Source organism: Pseudomonas sp. KD5 (genome assembly GCF_012932895.1).
Taxonomy (GTDB): domain Bacteria; phylum Pseudomonadota; class Gammaproteobacteria; order Pseudomonadales; family Pseudomonadaceae; genus Aquipseudomonas.
Map to the genome: position 1 here is coordinate 162,054 of NZ_JDWJ01000004.1, position 14,942 is coordinate 176,995.

The window sequence follows — 14,942 nt, forward strand, 5'->3', positions numbered from 1 at the left end:
TGCACCGGTGATGCTGCGACGCGCGACGGCCAAGGATGCCCAACGCCTGGAGCGCTTCTTTCGGCAATTCGAAGAAGTGTCGTTCTGTGAATGGCAGGACGCCAAATGCCTGCGCGGCGTGCTGGAGCAGAAAACCACCACCGCGTTCCTCGCACTCGATGTCAGTGGCGAAGTGGTCGGCGCGGTGTTGGGCGGCATGCTTGGCAGCCGTGGCACCATCAATCACCTGGCGGTGAGCCCGTTTTATCGCAGCCAGGGCGTCGGTCAACGTCTGGTGGAAGCGGCCTCGGCGGACATGAAACGGGTGGGTGTGCTGCGGATGTTCCTGTTCGTCGACGATGCTAACCTTGCCGGCAAACGTTTTTGGAGTGCCCAGGGCTTTTGTGAGCCGCGCGGCGAAACTACCTTTGAGAGGGACTTATGAATGAGACGTCCAGCAGCCAGCCGCTGATGGTCGAGCCCCAGCCCTCGCGCACGTTTGCTGAAGCCAGCCCGGTGGTTGCGGGCTACTTCACGGTGTCGTTTGTGTTCGGTCTGATGGCCGTCAATGCCGGGATGCCCGTGTGGTTGCCGGTCGCGATGTGCCTGTTCGTCTACGCCGGTGCCTCGCAGTTCGCCGCCCTGGCGTTGATCTCCAGCGGTGCGTCGCTGACCACCATTATCCTCACCACGTTTCTGATCAATGCGCGGCACATGCTGATGTCGGTCTACATGGCCAAGGCCCTGCAGGCGATGGGGCTCAGTCGTCTGGAACGCTGGTGTTATGCCGGTGGGCTGACCGATGAATCGTTCGCCTTCCACAGCGTCAAACTGGGCAAGGGCTCGCCGGTCAATGTGCGTTACCTGATCGGCTTCAATCTGTATTGCCACACCTCGTGGGTACTCGGCGGTTTGCTGGGGGCGATCTGCGCGCAGTACGCGGCGCACCTGATCAAATATCAGCTCGACTATGCACTGACCGCGATGATGCTCTACGTGCTGGTATCGCTCTGCAACACCCGCAACAAACTGATCGCCGCACTGGCCGCGGTCGCTTGCATGGGTGCACTGAGCCTGATTGGCAACTCACCCTTCAACGTATTCATTGCCACATTCGTGGGCTGCGGAGTGGGTGTATGCCTGACCAAACGTTCCTGATCCTGGTGGTCGCGCTGATGATGGCCGTGACATTCCTGCCACGCGCGTTGCCGCTGCAGGTGAACACCGATCATTGGCCCCCTCTGGTCGCCCGGGCGCTGGAATACCTGCCGGTGGCGATCGTGGCTGCCATCAGCCTCACGCCCCTGTTGATCAAGGATCAGCATGTGCAGCTCGATCGCCCGGAATTTTATGCAGCCATTCCGACGTTGTTATGTGCGTATTTCAGCAAAAACCTCTTTCTCTCCGTTGCGGTGGGAACGGCTGCGTACATTGCGCTCGGCTCGTTCATGTAACGGCAGATGGACCACGTCATTTAAAGCCTGACCCGACAACTCGGGATTATTGATCGCCAGCCGCACTTCGAGGGAATCCTCGAACCCCGGGAAAATGGTCAGGCCGTTACGCAGGGCCGCCTCACGGGAAACCATGCCCAGGCCGTCCATTTGTGTGATCAACGATAGGGTCAGGGTTTCACTGCAGGAATAGATCATCCGCTTGCCTGACTCGTAGTTGCCGAGACCGGCGTCGAGAAAGCGCAAGAAGCTGTGGGAATACGGACAGTCGTCGGCCGGCCGAACCTGAAATTTATTGCCAAGCAGCACCAGCGGGTCGTTTTCCTGACCGCAATGAGCACCGACCACCTGCACCTGCACATCGGGCAGGGCCATGCTGGGCAACCCCGGCTGTTGCGGCCCGATCAGCACGGCCAGGTCGAAGTCCTCATTCTTCAACTTGCTGAGGTTTTCCATCGACTCGGCGTAGCTGAATTCCAACTGATAATCAGGAAACACCTCGATGAGGCGTCCGATCATTCGCCGGTTGAAGTCGGCCGAGAGCGTGGTGTTAAGCGCAACCTTGAGCGTGCGCTGCCCGGGCACCTTGAGCGCGGCGACTTTCTCTTCCAGCTGCCGCGTGGCGACCAACACTTTGTCCATGTAGGGCGTGAGCTCCGTGCCCTGTGTGGTCAGGGTCAGCCCCTTGTTGGAGCGACGAAACAACCGAAAACCGAACTGCTCTTCGACCTTGTTCAACTGCGCGGCCAATGCCTGCACGGTCAAAAAGGAATGCTCTGCCGCCGCCGACAACGAGCCGGTCTGCACGATGCGCATGAGGTTGCGTAAGGTTCTGCTATCCATTTGGGTAATGCCCTCTAAAGTGGGCTGGCTATTGTTGTGTACCTTGCCGCCCGGTGGGCGTGGGTCGCGTGCTGGCTATGATCCTGCACCAGAGCATGCTTGTCCCGAGTTTAGTAGCGAAATGATTCTGCGTCCGATGGCTGGAGGCTTGCACAGGATCGAGATTTTTGTTGGAGGGGAGGTGATCGGGGTCAAGAAAGTGGCCCGGATGGGGAGGTGCGGGCGTTTTTTGGCTGCTTGTTTTATTAACGAAACCTTTTCCCAAGGCAAAAAAAAGCAGCCTGATCAGGCTGCTTTCATGAAAAGGTGCTTGATATTGTGCTCCCTCAAGCAGGGGAGAAGAGGTCTCACCAGGCGTTGATTTCCAAGTCATCAACGAGGTCCCTCCGCCGACTATTGCCACTTGGAGGCAGTCGGTTTCGCGCTCTCGATTTAATTCTCTGCCCCTATAGTGGGGGTGTCAACGTGTGTGTCTGACCGTATGTCGGCGTCTTTTCAGGCTGCGGAAAAGCGGGTGTGAATGCTCTTTTCGAAGGGGGAACAGATTAATACGCTTGTGAATTAAAAATTCATTTTTGTTCGCATCTGTACTAGTCTGAAATCAAGACATCATACCCAAGGAGGCTATTACCATGCCTGCCTCATCCACTGTCCTCAGCCCACAGCAACAACTCGACTCCCCCGAAGCCGGTCGAGTCGCGCTGAAGTTTTTCTTCAACCTCATGGAACGCTGGGGCTGTACCGCCGAGCAACAACGCACACTCCTGGGCAAAGTCGGTAATACGACTTTCTACAAATACAAACACCTGCCACCCAACGTGCGCCTGCCCCACGACACCCTGGAGCGCATCTCGTATTTGATGGGCATCCACAAAGCGCTGAGCATCATCTTCAGCAACAGTCGCGAACGTGCCTACACATGGGTCAGCAGCCCCAACACCGCCGCACCGTTCAATGGCCAATCGGCATTGAACTACATGCTGGCCGGTCGCGTGGTCGACATCGCTGATGTGCGCCGCTACCTCGACGGGGTACGCGGTTGATGGTGCCGGAACTCGCCGACCCGCAGTGGCCGCGGGCCTATCGGATCGTCAATAGCTGCTTCCCGCCGATCTCGTTGTTCGAAGACGTTCTCGACCCTGAAGACCTGCCCACTGCCTACGCGTTGGAAGCCTTGACCAACGATCGGCTGATGGAAGAAGCCGGCGTGCTCACCCGCGTGCGCCCCGAAGACCGCATCTCCGGCCCCGGCTCCACACCGGTGATGGCCGCGTTCACCCACATCGGCAAAACCAGCCGCTTCACCGACGGCACCTTCGGCGTCTACTACGCCGCCAGCAGCCAGGCAGCGGCCATCGCCGAGACGAGTTATCACCAGGAACGCTTCCTCGCCGCGACCAACGAACCGGATCTTGAGTTGACCATGCGTACCTACGTCAACCGGGTGGTCAAACCTCTGCACGACATCCGCGCCGACTACCCACACCTGCACGACCCGGATCCCAACGCCTACGGTCCAGCCCAGACCTTTGCCCGGCAACTGCGCGAAACGTTGTCTTGGGGATTGCTCTACAACAGCGTTCGATTGCCTGGGCATGAATGTGTTGCCGCGTTTCGGCCGCCGGCCGTGTCCATTCCGAAGCAGGGGAAGCACATTCGGTATGTGTGGAGTGCGAGCAGTCGCAGGATCTCGTTTGTGTTTGAAGTCAGTGAGGTGTGACACCGGAAACTAAAAGCCCAGATTGAATTCGGGAGGCCCATGCCTTGGATGAGCTCGTGTCGCCAAAACTCGATTTGGGTAACACGTGTGGCCAATATGTCGTCCGCGGCGACATGTTCCAAAAACGTGTCGCAAAAAGTGAAAAACTGCGACACGTTAATGCCTCATGTCTACACTGACGACACGATCTGGCGAGCATTCTCACCTAAATGGGTGTCCGGTTTCATTAGACCACTACAGTTCATTACACCGCGTAACTAATGATGTTCCTACCCCCACCTTTATCCCCCCAAACCAACCTCTTACATTGAGCTCCACCCACCTACCCATTCATCCCGAAGGGCAGGTCACTGGAGACTCATCATGCCTTTTGTCAGCGTACGCATTACCCGCGATGGTGTTACCTCAGAGCAGAAAGCTCAGGTGATCGCCGAAATCACTGAAACCCTGGAACGCGTCCTCAACAAACGCCCGGACCTGACCCACATCGTGATCGAGGAAGTCGACACCGATAACTGGGGCTATGCCGGTATCACCACCACCCAGTACCGCAAGCAACTGGCTGAGGCGGAGGGGCAGTCATGACCGCCTCCGTCACCATCGATTTCGTTTCCGATGTGGTGTGCCCGTGGTGCGCCCTAGGTGCGACGGCGCTGGAGCAAGCGATCGAGAACGTGGCGGGTGAAGTCACGGTCGAGCTGACCTTCAAGCCTTTCGAGTTGAACCCGGACATGCCGGCGGAGGGCGAGAACGCAGTTGCGCACTTGATGCGCAAATACGGGCGCAGCGCCGAGGATGTTGCCGCCGGCAAAGTGATGCAAATCGCTCGAGGCGAGGCCATCGGTTTCAAGTTCGATCTGGATAAACGCAGCCACTTCTACAACACCTTTGATGCTCACCGGTTGCTGTTGTGGGCGTTGCAGGAAGGGCGTCAGGTCGCACTCAAGAAAGCCTTGCTACGTGCTTATTTCACCGACGGCCAGAACCCGAACGATCGCGAAACGCTGGTTCGACTGGCAGCGCAAGTGGGGCTGGATGCGGCGAGCGCGCGTGAGGTGTTGGTATCCGGAGCGTTTGCCCAGGAAGTGCGTGAGCTTGAAGTGTTTTACCGCGAGCGCGGGATTAATTCGGTTCCGGCCATGGTGCTGAACGGTCGTCACCTGGTGTCCGGTTCGCAATCGGTCGAGTACTACGAACAGATGTTGAGACAAATGGCGCAGGCGCCTGTTGAAGCCTGATTAATCACTTTTTCAAACCATCATTTATGAGTAGAGGTTCATCATGAGCAATTCGAAAAAAGTCATCGTTATTACTGGCGCATCCCAAGGTCTCGGTGCAGGCATGGTCAAGGCTTTCCGTGATCTCGACTACAAGGTTGTCGCCACTTCGCGTTCGATCAAACCGTCCACCGACCCGGACATCCTCACTGTGGCCGGCGACATCGGCGACCCGGCAGTCGCTCGGCAAGTCATTCGTGAGGCGATCGCACGTTTTGGCCGCATCGACACCCTGGTCAACAACGCCGGGATCTTCGTCGCCAAACCGTTCACTGCTTACACCCCTGAAGACTATGCCGCGGTGCTGTCGGTGAACCTGAATGGTTTCTTCTACATCACCCAACTCGCGATCACCGAGATGGAAAAGCAGGGCAAAGGCCACGTCGTCAACATCACCACCAGCCTGGTGGACCACGCCATTGACGGTGTGCCATCGGTACTGGCTTCGTTGACCAAAGGTGGCTTGAACGCGGCGACCAAATCCCTGGCCATCGAGTACGCCAAGCGCGGGATTCGAGTGAATGCGGTTAGCCCCGGCATCATCAAAACGCCGATGCACGGAGAGGAAACCCATGAAGCGCTGGGGAGTTTGCATCCGGTTGGGCACATGGGCGAGATCAGCGATATTGCTCAGGCTGTGGTGTATCTGGACAGCGCCAACTTTGTCACCGGGGAAATCCTGCATGTTGATGGCGGGCAGAGTGCGGGTCACTAAGACCTGTTTTTTCAAACTTCAGAAACAACAAAGCCCTCGCGTTTTTGCGAGGGCTTTGTTTTGTATGGTGCACGCTTTACCAGCACGTGCATCATCCGAAGATCGTCTCTTAGCCAACCCGCCAAGTCTGATAACTCCAGGTACTGAGCGGTGCGTCATTGCGCCCGAAAAGTCTAAATCCATCCTGTTGTTTCTACGATGGTTAAGAGTTCATTTGCTGAAGTCGTGCTGCAGCGGGCTCTGGCATGGCCGCCAGGGAACTAAACTAGTTATATCTCTATAGAAGATGTCTCTACAGAGATAAGGAGGTGTCAAATGGCCATTCGTGATACCTATCAGGAAATTGAACAGACCCTGGGTCTGGTACCGGAGTGGATCAAGCAGATGCCGGAAGGCGGCGCGATCGGATTCTGGGGCGTAGCCCGGGATTTCTGGCTGGCAGATACCAAGATTCCTAATAAGTACAAGGAGTTGATAGGTCTGGCGGTATCCGGGGCGACCCGTTGCAAGTATTGCGCTCTGTTCCATACCGAAGCCGCGCGCCTGTTTGGCGCGAGCGACGAGGAAATTTCCGAAGCCAGCTTTATGGGCTCGCTGACCATGATGGGCAGCACCTTTATTAACGCCCAGCAGATCGACTACGAGCAGTTCCGGCAGGAAACGCTGAGTATCGTCCGGTATGTCAAAGATCACTCGCAACCCAAAGCCGCATAAGCCGTTGCGAGAACCTGCCCTTCGCCAGCTGACGAAGGATAAGTTGATTGCAATCACCAGCGGTGGTCCCAGGACCACCGCTCGGTGGCAAGCGGCTGTGCTGCGAGCCATCAGCGAACTCATGCAATCCAGCGATACCGCCCGCGAAGAAAACCAGGACCTGCGCATCCCCTTCGCCAAAGCACTCCATGACCTCTATGCGGGACAGAAGTCCGACGCCGAGTTGACGGAAATGGTGTTGCTGATGCTGGAAGTGGAAACCGCCCCTTTTATTGGCAAAGAGCCCCAGCCAGGAGCGGTATCTGGGGACAATGACCTCTGAGAAGTGGAAAAGGGGCAACGTTATTTTCCCAAATGGAAATCGTCGTATCCCTGGTTTGAGCAAAAAAGTCCCGCACGATTTGAGCTTGCTGACAACGTAAACCTATAGTGCGGTGCTGGAGTTGCGAAGGATGCTCCAGGCTGATGATTTTCTTCCCAGGATGGATATTTACCCAATGCTCAAGTTCAATGCTCATCTCGGCTTCCAATTCAATGAATTGCCTTTTCTGCAACGCATCGAAGCAGCCGCCGCAGCTGGTTTTCGGGCGGTGGAGTTCCCATCACCCTATGAGTTCGACGCGAGTCTCTTGGCCGACCATCTGGCTCAATACAGTCTGCCATTGATTCAATTCGCTGCACCGGCTGGCGTTACCAAAGGCATCGCTGCCTTGCAGGGCAAGGAGGAAGAGTTTCGCAACGGTTTGCTCCGGGCCGCCAGCTATGCAAAGGCGCTGGCATGTTCGGATGTCCATATTATGTCTGGTGTTACGACGCTGGATGACGCAGGGCGTGTCTTCGGGAGCAACCTGGAGTATGCCGTCAAGTACTTCGAGGATCAGGGTTTGCGGCCGCTTATCGAAGTAATCTGTGCGCAGGAGATGCCGGGCTATTACATGTCTGACTTCAGCAAGGCGCAACAAGTGCTGGAAACCTTCCCGAGTGTCGGGCTGATCCTCGATCTTTACCATGCCCAGCTTCTGACCGGAGACGCAGCAGATGTTCTGGCTCGGTTTTACGACAGAACAGTTCATGTGCAAATTGCCGACTGCCCGGGGCGCCACGAGCCGGGAACGGGGAGCATCGACTTTGCAGCTTTGTTCGCGACGCTGGAGCAGCGTGGCTACACAGGATGGATCGGGTGTGAATACCGTCCTTCCGGTTCTACCGTGGCGAGTCTTGACTGGATTAGGCAGTTAAGTGCTTAGCGCTGAAGTGAAATTGTGATGGGGCGGTGTGCAAGTAGATTTGGCGCAGGGGAGGTTAAGACGGTATCTACAAGGGCAGTTTTTATAGATGCCAGAAACAACAAAGCCCTCGCATTTCTGCGAGGGCTTCGTTTTGTATGGTGCCGGCACCAGGAATCGAACCCGGGACCTACTGATTACAAGTCAGTTGCTCTACCATCTGAGCTATACCGGCGTGTCAGGGCGACGATTATAGCGATTGGGTTGGTTCTGTAAACCCCTGAATTCAGACTATTTTTGTGCAGGCTTTCGGTCAGGCGCGATGCAGTACTTTCTTGAGTTTCTGCAGGGTGCGCCGGGCTCGGCTGTTTTGCATAGCCCGCAGTTGCACTTCGGCGTGTTCAGCGCGTTGCAGGGCGGCGGCGAGGTGGTTTTCGGTGTTGGTGACGGGGTGGCTGAATTGATGGCCTCTGCAGAACGTCACGGTCGAAGATTTTTCTTGTTCATGGCCGCACTGTCGGCGCCTTCGTATGCGTGTATAGCAAGGGGGATTACAAGGCGCAATTTTCCGCCCGTGATGTCCGGAATTCGGCGGTTATGTCGTTTTGATTTAATGCTTATGCACAACGGGCTGGCGGAATCTGCTTGATCATTGCGCTTTTGTGGACTCGTTCTCATTTGTCCGCAAATACCTGTTTTACGGGTTTTTTATTTTTGTGAACAAAAAATGACCAGTTGTGTTTTAGGCGTAAAACAGCGTGGATATTGGATCCACGATAATTCCATCAACAGAGTTATCCACAGGTTGCGACTGTTTAAGGGCGCTCTGCCAGAAGCAGGAAATTGCGCGGTGTGAGTGGGGATTCGCAGAAGGTGCCGAGACGAACGACATAACCCTGCTCAATGAGAAAGAGTGCCCGATCGAGTACCAGCCACAGCTCCAGAGGCCGTCGGAAAAGGCCTCGCAGCAGCTCCAGGTTGCGCACTTCGGCCAGTCGCTGCCAACCGGCGGCTTCCAGTGCGGCCCAATCTGGCGTGCGGACTGTGGATAAGTCTTTGAGTGCGGCCAGATCGCGGCAGTAATCGGAGAAGGGTTTGTCCAGCCAGGCGCTGGGCAGGGAAGGGGTGGGCAGGTAGTCGTCGACACCGCGAAGTTGCCGTTGCAGCAGGTCGAACCCCAGGCGCCGGGCCATGGAGGTGTCGCGCTGGCGTCGGACGCGTGCGCCGGCGGTGACGGTTTCGCTCATCGGCAGCGCAAGATCATCGAGGGAAAGGTGTAGGTCGGAGCGCTCAGCCACGCAGGAAAGTGGCCGATAGGTGTTCAGACTGATCCGGTTGTAGCAGCACGGTGCGATGGCCAGTTGTTTGCAACCGGCGGCGCTGGCGAGCTGGATCAGTCGCACATGTAGATCCCCGCAGGCGTGTAGTGCTACGGGTGTGTGATCGGCATTCAATAAAGAGGCTGCGCCAGGCGCGAGTACATCCTGTTCGACATGCAGCGCATGCATTTGATGGCGCTGGCTGAGTGCCTCGCCGCTGGCGACCAGTGCCGGGTCGTATTCCAGGCAGGTCAGTTGTTGACCGGTTTGCAGCAGGCGTCGCCCCAAATGGCCCTTGCCCGAACACCAGTCCAGCCAATGCGTCGGTGCACGGGCAAACTGCAAGCAGCCGGCGAACGCTTCAATCTGCTGCCGCTTGCGCCCCGGTACATCGACATTCAGCCGATGGCCCGCCGCTTCGAGTGCACGAGCCGGCAATTCACCTACCGCACTCAGCTCAAGAGACATCGCTGCCAATGAAGTAAACGGCTCCGGTGCATCGAGCCAGCCAGGCTGGTTATGACTGTTTTCCGCATCTTCCAGCGACCGCCCGCGTAGCCACAACGCCAGTTCCGGGTAGGACGCTTCCCAGGGTAGTTGCAGATGGGTAAACGGTCGGGGCTTCCACAGCGCCTGATGCTCGATCAGAAAAGCATCCAGCGCAGCGAAGCGGGCGAGCAGGGTCTCGCCCGTCAGCACGCTGGCATCAACGCCCTTGGCAGGCATCGACGCGCAACCAGCGCTCCAGCAGCTTGAAGCCGCGCACCAGCACGTAAGCCATCAGCAGATAGAACATGCCTGCGGCGAAGAAGATCTCCACCGGCAGGTAGGTGCGAGCAATGATGGTGCGGGCCATGCCGGTCAGCTCCAGCAGGGTCACGGTACTGGCCAGGGCACTGGCCTTGAGCATCAGGATCACTTCGTTGCTGTACGCCGGCAGGCCGATACGCGCAGCACGTGGCAGCATGATGTAGAACAACGCCTTGGCCCGGGACATGCCCAGCGCCCGCGCCGCTTCGATCTCGCCCGGTGGAATCGCCTGGATCGCGCCACGCAGGATCTCGGCGATGTAGGCCGCGGTGTGCAAGGTCATGGTCGCGGTGGCGCACCAGAACGGATCGCGCAGGTACGGCCACATCGAGCTGTTACGCACCGCATCGAACTGCGCCAGGCCGTAGTAGACCAGGAACAGCTGAACCAGCAACGGCGTGCCACGGAAAAAGAAGATGTAGCCGTAGGGGAATGCCCGCACATACCAGAGTCGCGATGAGCGAGCGATGCCCAGTGGAATTGCCAGTAGCAACCCGGCAATCACGGCGATGGCCACCAGTTCCAGGGTCAGCGTCGCGCCCTGAGCCAGTTTTGGCAGCCACTTGATGATGACTTCCCAATTCATTGGGTGCTCCTCGCGAAGCCGCGAGCGGCACGTCGTTCCATAAAGTGCATGCCGGTCATGGCCAGAATGGTCAGGCTCAGGTACATGAAGGCAGCCACCATATAGAAGGTGAACGGTTGCTTGGATACGGTCACGCCGATTTGCGCGTGACGCATGATTTCTTCAAGGCCGATGACCGATACCAGCGCAGTGTCTTTCATCAGAATCATGAACAGATTGCCCAGGCCCGGCAGGGCGATGCGCCACATCTGCGGCATGATCAACTTGGTGAAGATGCGGAATTTCGACAGGCCCAGGGCCACACCGGCTTCACGGTGACCTTTGGGAATCGCCAGAATCGCCCCGCGAAACACTTCCGTGGCATAGGCGCCGAAACACAGCCCCAGCGCAATCACGCCGGCGGCAAAGGCGTTGAGTTCGAGCTCGGGGTTGCCGAAGAACTCACCCAGCGCACGCATCAGGTTGACTGTGCCGAAGTAGATCAACAGCACCCAGAGCAATTCCGGGATGCCGCGAACCAGCGTTGAATAAGTGCCGCCAAGCCATTGCAACGGCTTGTACGGGGAAGTCTTGGCCAAGGCGCCGAGCAGACCGAGCACCAGCCCCAGGCACAAGGCCGAGAGTGCCAGTTTCACAGTCATCAGCGCGCCAGCGGCGAGCGCCGGGCCGAATCCGTAGAGGTCGATAATCATGGATTTCTTTTCAAATCGCGGCAGGCAATGCCAAGGACTGGCGCCGTCAGCGAGCGGCGCCGGTCAGGCAGGTCAGAATCAATAGATGCTGAACGGGAAGTACTTGTCGTTGATCTTTTTGTAGGTGCCGTCAGCGACGATTTCTTTCAGCGCAGCGTTCAGCTTTTCGCGGATCGGGTCGTTCTTGCGAACGGCGATACCGATCTTGTCGCTTTCTTCTACCGGGTCGCCCTTGAATTCGTAAGCGCGGCCTGCGTCGCTTTTCAGCCATTCATAGTTGACGTACTTGTCGGCCAGGATGCCGTCCAGACGACCGGAAGTCAGGTCCAGGTAAGCGTTTTCCTGGGTGTCGTAGAGTTTGACTTCGACGCCTTCCATGTTGTCTTCCAGCCAGGTGCCGGCCAGGGTCGCGCGTTGGGCGCCGATCACCTTGCCTTGCAGCGAAGCCTTGTCGGTCTTGAAGTCGACGTCTTTTTTGGCAATGAACTGCAGTTTGTTGGAGTAGTACGGTGCGGTGAAGTCCACCGCTTGCTTGCGCTCATCGGTGATCGACATAGAGGAGATCAGGAAGTCGAACTTCTTCGCGTTCAGGGCCGGGATGATGCCGTCCCAATCGGAGGTGACCACGGTGCACTCGACTTTCATCTTGGCGCACAAGGCGTCGCCGATGTCTTTGTCGAAGCCGACGACATTGCCACTGGCATCTTTATTGTTGAACGGCGGGTAGGCCGCTTCGATGCCCATCTTCAAGGTCTCGGCGGCGGCACCGGCGCTGAAGGCCAGGGTGACGGCCGCAGCCAGGAAGATTTTTTTGTAGTTCTGCATGCGGGTAGCTCCGTTAGCGGTTGCTGGACATGAATTGTTTGCAGCGCGCCGAAAGCGGGTTATCGAACACCTGCTGCGGCGATCCTTGTTCTTCTACCAAGCCCTGGTGGAGGAACACCACTTCGCTGGAAACCTGACGGGCGAAGCCCATTTCATGGGTCACGAGCAGCATGGTGCGGCCTTCTTCGGCCAGCGCGCGGATGACATTAAGTACTTCCTGGACCATTTCCGGGTCAAGGGCGGAGGTGGGTTCGTCGAACAGGATCACCTTGGGTTGCATCGCCAAAGTGCGGGCGATGGCTGCGCGTTGCTGCTGGCCGCCGGAGAGTTGTGCGGGGTAGGCGTGGCGCTTGTCAGCGATGCCGACCTTGGCCAGCAGGGCTTCGGCGACTTCGATGGCCTCGGCCTTGCTCTGACCGAGTACGCGGCGCGGGGCCTCGATGATGTTGTCGAGCACGGTCATGTGCGGCCAGAGATTAAAGTTTTGAAATACAAAACCGATCTCGCTGCGCAGGCGATTGATCTGTTTGCCGTCTGCAGCGACCAGTTCGCCGTTCTTGGCGGACTTGAGCTTGAGTTCTTCGCCGGCCACCAGGATCTGGCCCTGGTGCGGGTTTTCCAGCAGGTTGATGCAACGCAGGAACGTGGACTTGCCGGAACCGGAGGAGCCCAGGATCGAGATCACGTCGCCGTCGCGGGCGGTCAGCGAGATGCCTTTGAGCACCTCAAGCTGTCCGTAGCGTTTGTGCAAGTTGCGGATTTCAAGCGCGGGCGTGGCCTCAGCCATGTGCGTTCCTCATAGTGTGTTGCGCTCCTGCTGTTGGTCGCCTTCCTGGCGAGGCGGCCAAGCTAGCATAGCGTTCGAATGGCAGCCAACAGCGCTCGGGACGGTAAACGGATGGCATGTGGCAGGTTGTCGCATCGGTACAGCAGACTGTCGCGCTGCTATCAACCGAACAGCCGTTTGAACCCGATGGGGTGCGGCTGTCCCGTAAAAAAAGGCGCGATGTTGCCAGCTTTGGCGGGGTGTTGGAAGCGCTAACCGGCCAAACGTTCCTGATCTGCACTTTTATTGTGCGCGCCTGCCTTTTTGGGTGTGTTTCCGGTGCATGGATTCGTTCCTGAAGTGGGTGGCAAGGTAACGCTCTGGCTAAATGCCATTAATCTCAATGACTTGCGATAAGCACTCCATCGGCGCACAGGCCGCGTATACCGGGGGCGTGAAACATTTTGGCGCAATTATTGCGTGCAGAATAAGGAACACTCTGTTGGATTCTTTTTACGACAAGGGATTTTCAGGCAGGGTGGACTGAATCGATTTCCAGGCAAAGGTAGTTTCAATGAGCAGTACGCAAAGCTCCAATGGCCTCGAACAGGGGCTTAAACCGCGTCATGTGACCATGCTGTCGATCGCCGGTGTTATCGGCGCCGGGCTGTTCGTCGGCTCCGGCCACGCCATCGCCGCTGCAGGCCCGGCCGTGCTGTTGGCCTACGCTGCCGCCGGTGCGCTGGTGGTTCTGGTCATGCGCATGCTCGGCGAGATGGCCGTTGCATCGCCAGATACAGGCTCCTTCTCGACGTATGCCGATCGTGCGATCGGTCACTGGGCCGGTTTCACCATCGGCTGGCTCTACTGGTGGTTCTGGGTTTTGGTCATCCCGCTGGAAGCTAACGCTGCGGCGACCATTCTGCATGCCTGGTTCCCGAACGTGGCGATCTGGGCCTTCACCTTGGTCATCACGTTACTGCTGACGGTGACTAACCTGTTCAGCGTGAAGAACTACGGCGAGTTCGAGTTCTGGTTCGCCCTGGTCAAAGTCGTGGCGATCATTGGCTTTATCGGTCTGGGCATTCTGGCGATCTTCGGCCTCCTGCCCACCAGCCAGGTCAGCGGCGTGTCGCACCTGTTTGACACTCAAGGCTTCCTGCCAAACGGCATGGGCGCGGTGCTCGGCGCGATTCTGACCACCATGTTTTCCTTCATGGGTACTGAGATCGTGACCATCGCGGCCGCGGAATCGAAGAACCCTGGCCAGCAGATTTCCAAGGCGACCAACTCGGTCATCTGGCGGATTGGCTTGTTCTACCTCGTCTCCATCTTCATCGTTGTGGCCTTGGTGCCATGGAACGACCCGATTCTGGCCAGTGTTGGTTCTTACCAGACCGTGCTGGAGCGCATGGGGATCCCGAATGCCAAGCTGATCGTTGATATCGTGGTTCTGGTTGCGGTCACCAGCTGCCTGAACTCCGCGCTCTACACCGCTTCGCGGATGATGTTCTCGTTGGGTAAACGCGGCGACGCGCCGGCCATTTCCCAGCGCACCAACAACAGCGGCACGCCTTATTGGGCCGTGATGTTGTCGACCGCTGCGGCATTTCTCGCAGTCTTCGCCAACTACGTGGCCCCGGCTGCCGTGTTCGAATTCCTGCTGGCCAGCTCTGGCGCCATCGCGTTGCTGGTGTACCTGGTGATCGCGTTTTCGCAACTGCGTATGCGCAAACAGCGCATGGCTCGCGGTGAAAAAATCGCCTTCAGCATGTGGTTGTTCCCGGGTCTGACCTACGCGGTGATCGTATTCATCATCGCCGCCCTGACCATCATGCTGTTCCAGGAAGCGCATCGCGTGGAGATCCTCGCGACGGGTCTGTTGAGTGTGTTGGTGGTGGCTGCCGGTTTGATTGTGGCGCGTCGTCGCAAGCTGCAGAAACTGGGCGCGGTGGTGCTGAGCTGATCCGTACCGCGTAACGCAAAACGGCCGCTGTCAGTGATGACACGCGGCCG

The 14,942-nt window shown here is 57.7% G+C and carries 19 protein-coding genes, 1 tRNA gene and 1 pseudogene; 13 read left to right on the forward strand and 8 right to left on the reverse strand.

The genetic code is table 11. The features are described from left to right. Nucleotides 1-10 precede the first annotated feature (10 nt). The 3 genes from AF70_RS10500 to AF70_RS10510 are packed head-to-tail and all read left to right on the forward strand — an operon-like array spanning nt 11 to nt 1,433. On the forward strand, nt 11-424 hold the full coding sequence (locus tag AF70_RS10500) for a GNAT family N-acetyltransferase (protein WP_172901253.1): 414 nt from the start codon (nt 11-13) through the stop codon (nt 422-424). After that, nucleotides 421-1,137 carry an AzlC family ABC transporter permease gene (locus AF70_RS10505; protein WP_019651478.1) on the forward strand — a complete coding sequence of 239 codons (717 nt, stop codon included), beginning with the start codon at nt 421-423 and terminating at the stop codon, nt 1,135-1,137. Before AF70_RS10500 ends, AF70_RS10505 begins: the two co-directional genes overlap by 4 nt. Further along, entirely contained in the window at nt 1,116-1,433 is a 318-nt protein-coding gene (locus tag AF70_RS10510; RefSeq protein ID WP_007939492.1) for an AzlD domain-containing protein, read from the forward strand. Before AF70_RS10505 ends, AF70_RS10510 begins: the two co-directional genes overlap by 22 nt. Here the strand turns inward: AF70_RS10510 and AF70_RS10515 are convergent. Then, the gene (locus tag AF70_RS10515; protein WP_026331893.1) at nt 1,350-2,276 is read right to left on the reverse strand and encodes a LysR family transcriptional regulator; all 927 of its coding nucleotides are present in this window, start codon (nt 2,274-2,276) and stop codon (nt 1,350-1,352) included. The two genes, AF70_RS10510 and AF70_RS10515, sit on opposite strands and share 84 nt — an antisense overlap. Before the next feature lie 632 nt (nt 2,277-2,908). Here AF70_RS10515 and AF70_RS10520 point away from each other — a divergent pair. From AF70_RS10520 to AF70_RS10560, 8 genes are all read left to right on the forward strand, one after another. After that, on the forward strand, nt 2,909-3,319 hold the full coding sequence (locus tag AF70_RS10520; RefSeq protein ID WP_028939588.1) for an MbcA/ParS/Xre antitoxin family protein: 411 nt from the start codon (nt 2,909-2,911) through the stop codon (nt 3,317-3,319). Continuing rightward, nucleotides 3,319-3,996 carry an RES family NAD+ phosphorylase gene (locus AF70_RS10525; protein WP_028939589.1) on the forward strand — a complete coding sequence of 226 codons (678 nt, stop codon included), beginning with the start codon at nt 3,319-3,321 and terminating at the stop codon, nt 3,994-3,996. The genes AF70_RS10520 and AF70_RS10525 overlap by 1 nt, the downstream gene beginning before the upstream one ends. A gap of 363 nt (nt 3,997-4,359) precedes the next feature. Beyond that, nucleotides 4,360-4,581, forward strand: a complete 222-nt coding sequence (locus AF70_RS10530; RefSeq protein ID WP_007939483.1) for a 4-oxalocrotonate tautomerase family protein — start codon at nt 4,360-4,362, stop codon at nt 4,579-4,581. Next, a complete protein-coding gene (locus AF70_RS10535; RefSeq protein WP_028939590.1) occupies nt 4,578-5,234 on the forward strand; it encodes a DsbA family oxidoreductase in 657 nt (218 codons plus the stop codon). The genes AF70_RS10530 and AF70_RS10535 overlap by 4 nt, the downstream gene beginning before the upstream one ends. Nucleotides 5,235-5,277: 43 nt before the next feature. After that, nucleotides 5,278-5,988, forward strand: coding sequence for an SDR family NAD(P)-dependent oxidoreductase (locus AF70_RS10540; RefSeq protein WP_018929278.1), 711 nt, complete (start codon nt 5,278-5,280; stop codon nt 5,986-5,988). A gap of 315 nt (nt 5,989-6,303) precedes the next feature. Next, a complete protein-coding gene (locus AF70_RS10545) occupies nt 6,304-6,702 on the forward strand; it encodes a carboxymuconolactone decarboxylase family protein (protein WP_007939479.1) in 399 nt (132 codons plus the stop codon). Next, nucleotides 6,668-7,024: a hypothetical protein gene (locus AF70_RS10550; protein WP_231380648.1), complete on the forward strand. Its 357-nt coding sequence runs from the start codon at nt 6,668-6,670 to the stop codon at nt 7,022-7,024. The genes AF70_RS10545 and AF70_RS10550 overlap by 35 nt, the downstream gene beginning before the upstream one ends. A 175-nt stretch (nt 7,025-7,199) precedes the next feature. Beyond that, nucleotides 7,200-7,949 carry a hydroxypyruvate isomerase family protein gene (locus tag AF70_RS10560; protein WP_028939591.1) on the forward strand — a complete coding sequence of 250 codons (750 nt, stop codon included), beginning with the start codon at nt 7,200-7,202 and terminating at the stop codon, nt 7,947-7,949. A gap of 138 nt (nt 7,950-8,087) precedes the next feature. On the opposite strand, the gene AF70_RS10565 is transcribed toward AF70_RS10560, so the two are convergent. The 7 genes and pseudogenes from AF70_RS10565 to AF70_RS10595 form a co-directional block, all read right to left on the reverse strand. After that, nucleotides 8,088-8,163, reverse strand: a tRNA-Thr gene (locus tag AF70_RS10565). Between the two features lie 78 nt (nt 8,164-8,241). Then, nucleotides 8,242-8,406, reverse strand: a pseudogene (locus AF70_RS29605) (FkbM family methyltransferase); the annotation flags it as partial. Between the two features lie 337 nt (nt 8,407-8,743). Then, nucleotides 8,744-9,973 (reverse strand): methyltransferase, encoded by a 1,230-nt coding sequence (locus AF70_RS10575; RefSeq protein WP_028939592.1) that lies wholly within the window; start codon nt 9,971-9,973, stop codon nt 8,744-8,746. Next, on the reverse strand, nt 9,954-10,643 hold the full coding sequence (locus tag AF70_RS10580; protein WP_007897471.1) for an ABC transporter permease: 690 nt from the start codon (nt 10,641-10,643) through the stop codon (nt 9,954-9,956). Before AF70_RS10580 ends, AF70_RS10575 begins: the two co-directional genes overlap by 20 nt. Beyond that, nucleotides 10,640-11,335 carry an ABC transporter permease gene (locus AF70_RS10585; protein ID WP_019651467.1) on the reverse strand — a complete coding sequence of 232 codons (696 nt, stop codon included), beginning with the start codon at nt 11,333-11,335 and terminating at the stop codon, nt 10,640-10,642. Before AF70_RS10585 ends, AF70_RS10580 begins: the two co-directional genes overlap by 4 nt. A gap of 78 nt (nt 11,336-11,413) precedes the next feature. After that, complete coding sequence (locus AF70_RS10590; RefSeq protein ID WP_019581788.1) at nt 11,414-12,160, reverse strand: ABC transporter substrate-binding protein; 747 nt, start codon at nt 12,158-12,160, stop codon at nt 11,414-11,416. A gap of 13 nt (nt 12,161-12,173) precedes the next feature. Continuing rightward, nucleotides 12,174-12,947 carry an ABC transporter ATP-binding protein gene (locus tag AF70_RS10595; protein WP_019581789.1) on the reverse strand — a complete coding sequence of 258 codons (774 nt, stop codon included), beginning with the start codon at nt 12,945-12,947 and terminating at the stop codon, nt 12,174-12,176. 116 nt (nt 12,948-13,063) lie between these two features. Between AF70_RS10595 and AF70_RS10600 the strand changes: the two genes are divergently transcribed. Both AF70_RS10600 and gabP read left to right on the forward strand, forming a co-directional pair. Beyond that, complete coding sequence (locus AF70_RS10600; protein ID WP_155954631.1) at nt 13,064-13,285, forward strand: hypothetical protein; 222 nt, start codon at nt 13,064-13,066, stop codon at nt 13,283-13,285. Nucleotides 13,286-13,500: 215 nt separating this feature from the next. After that, the gene (gene gabP, locus AF70_RS10605) at nt 13,501-14,892 is read left to right on the forward strand and encodes a GABA permease (RefSeq protein WP_019581790.1); all 1,392 of its coding nucleotides are present in this window, start codon (nt 13,501-13,503) and stop codon (nt 14,890-14,892) included. Nucleotides 14,893-14,942: the final 50 nt, after the last annotated feature.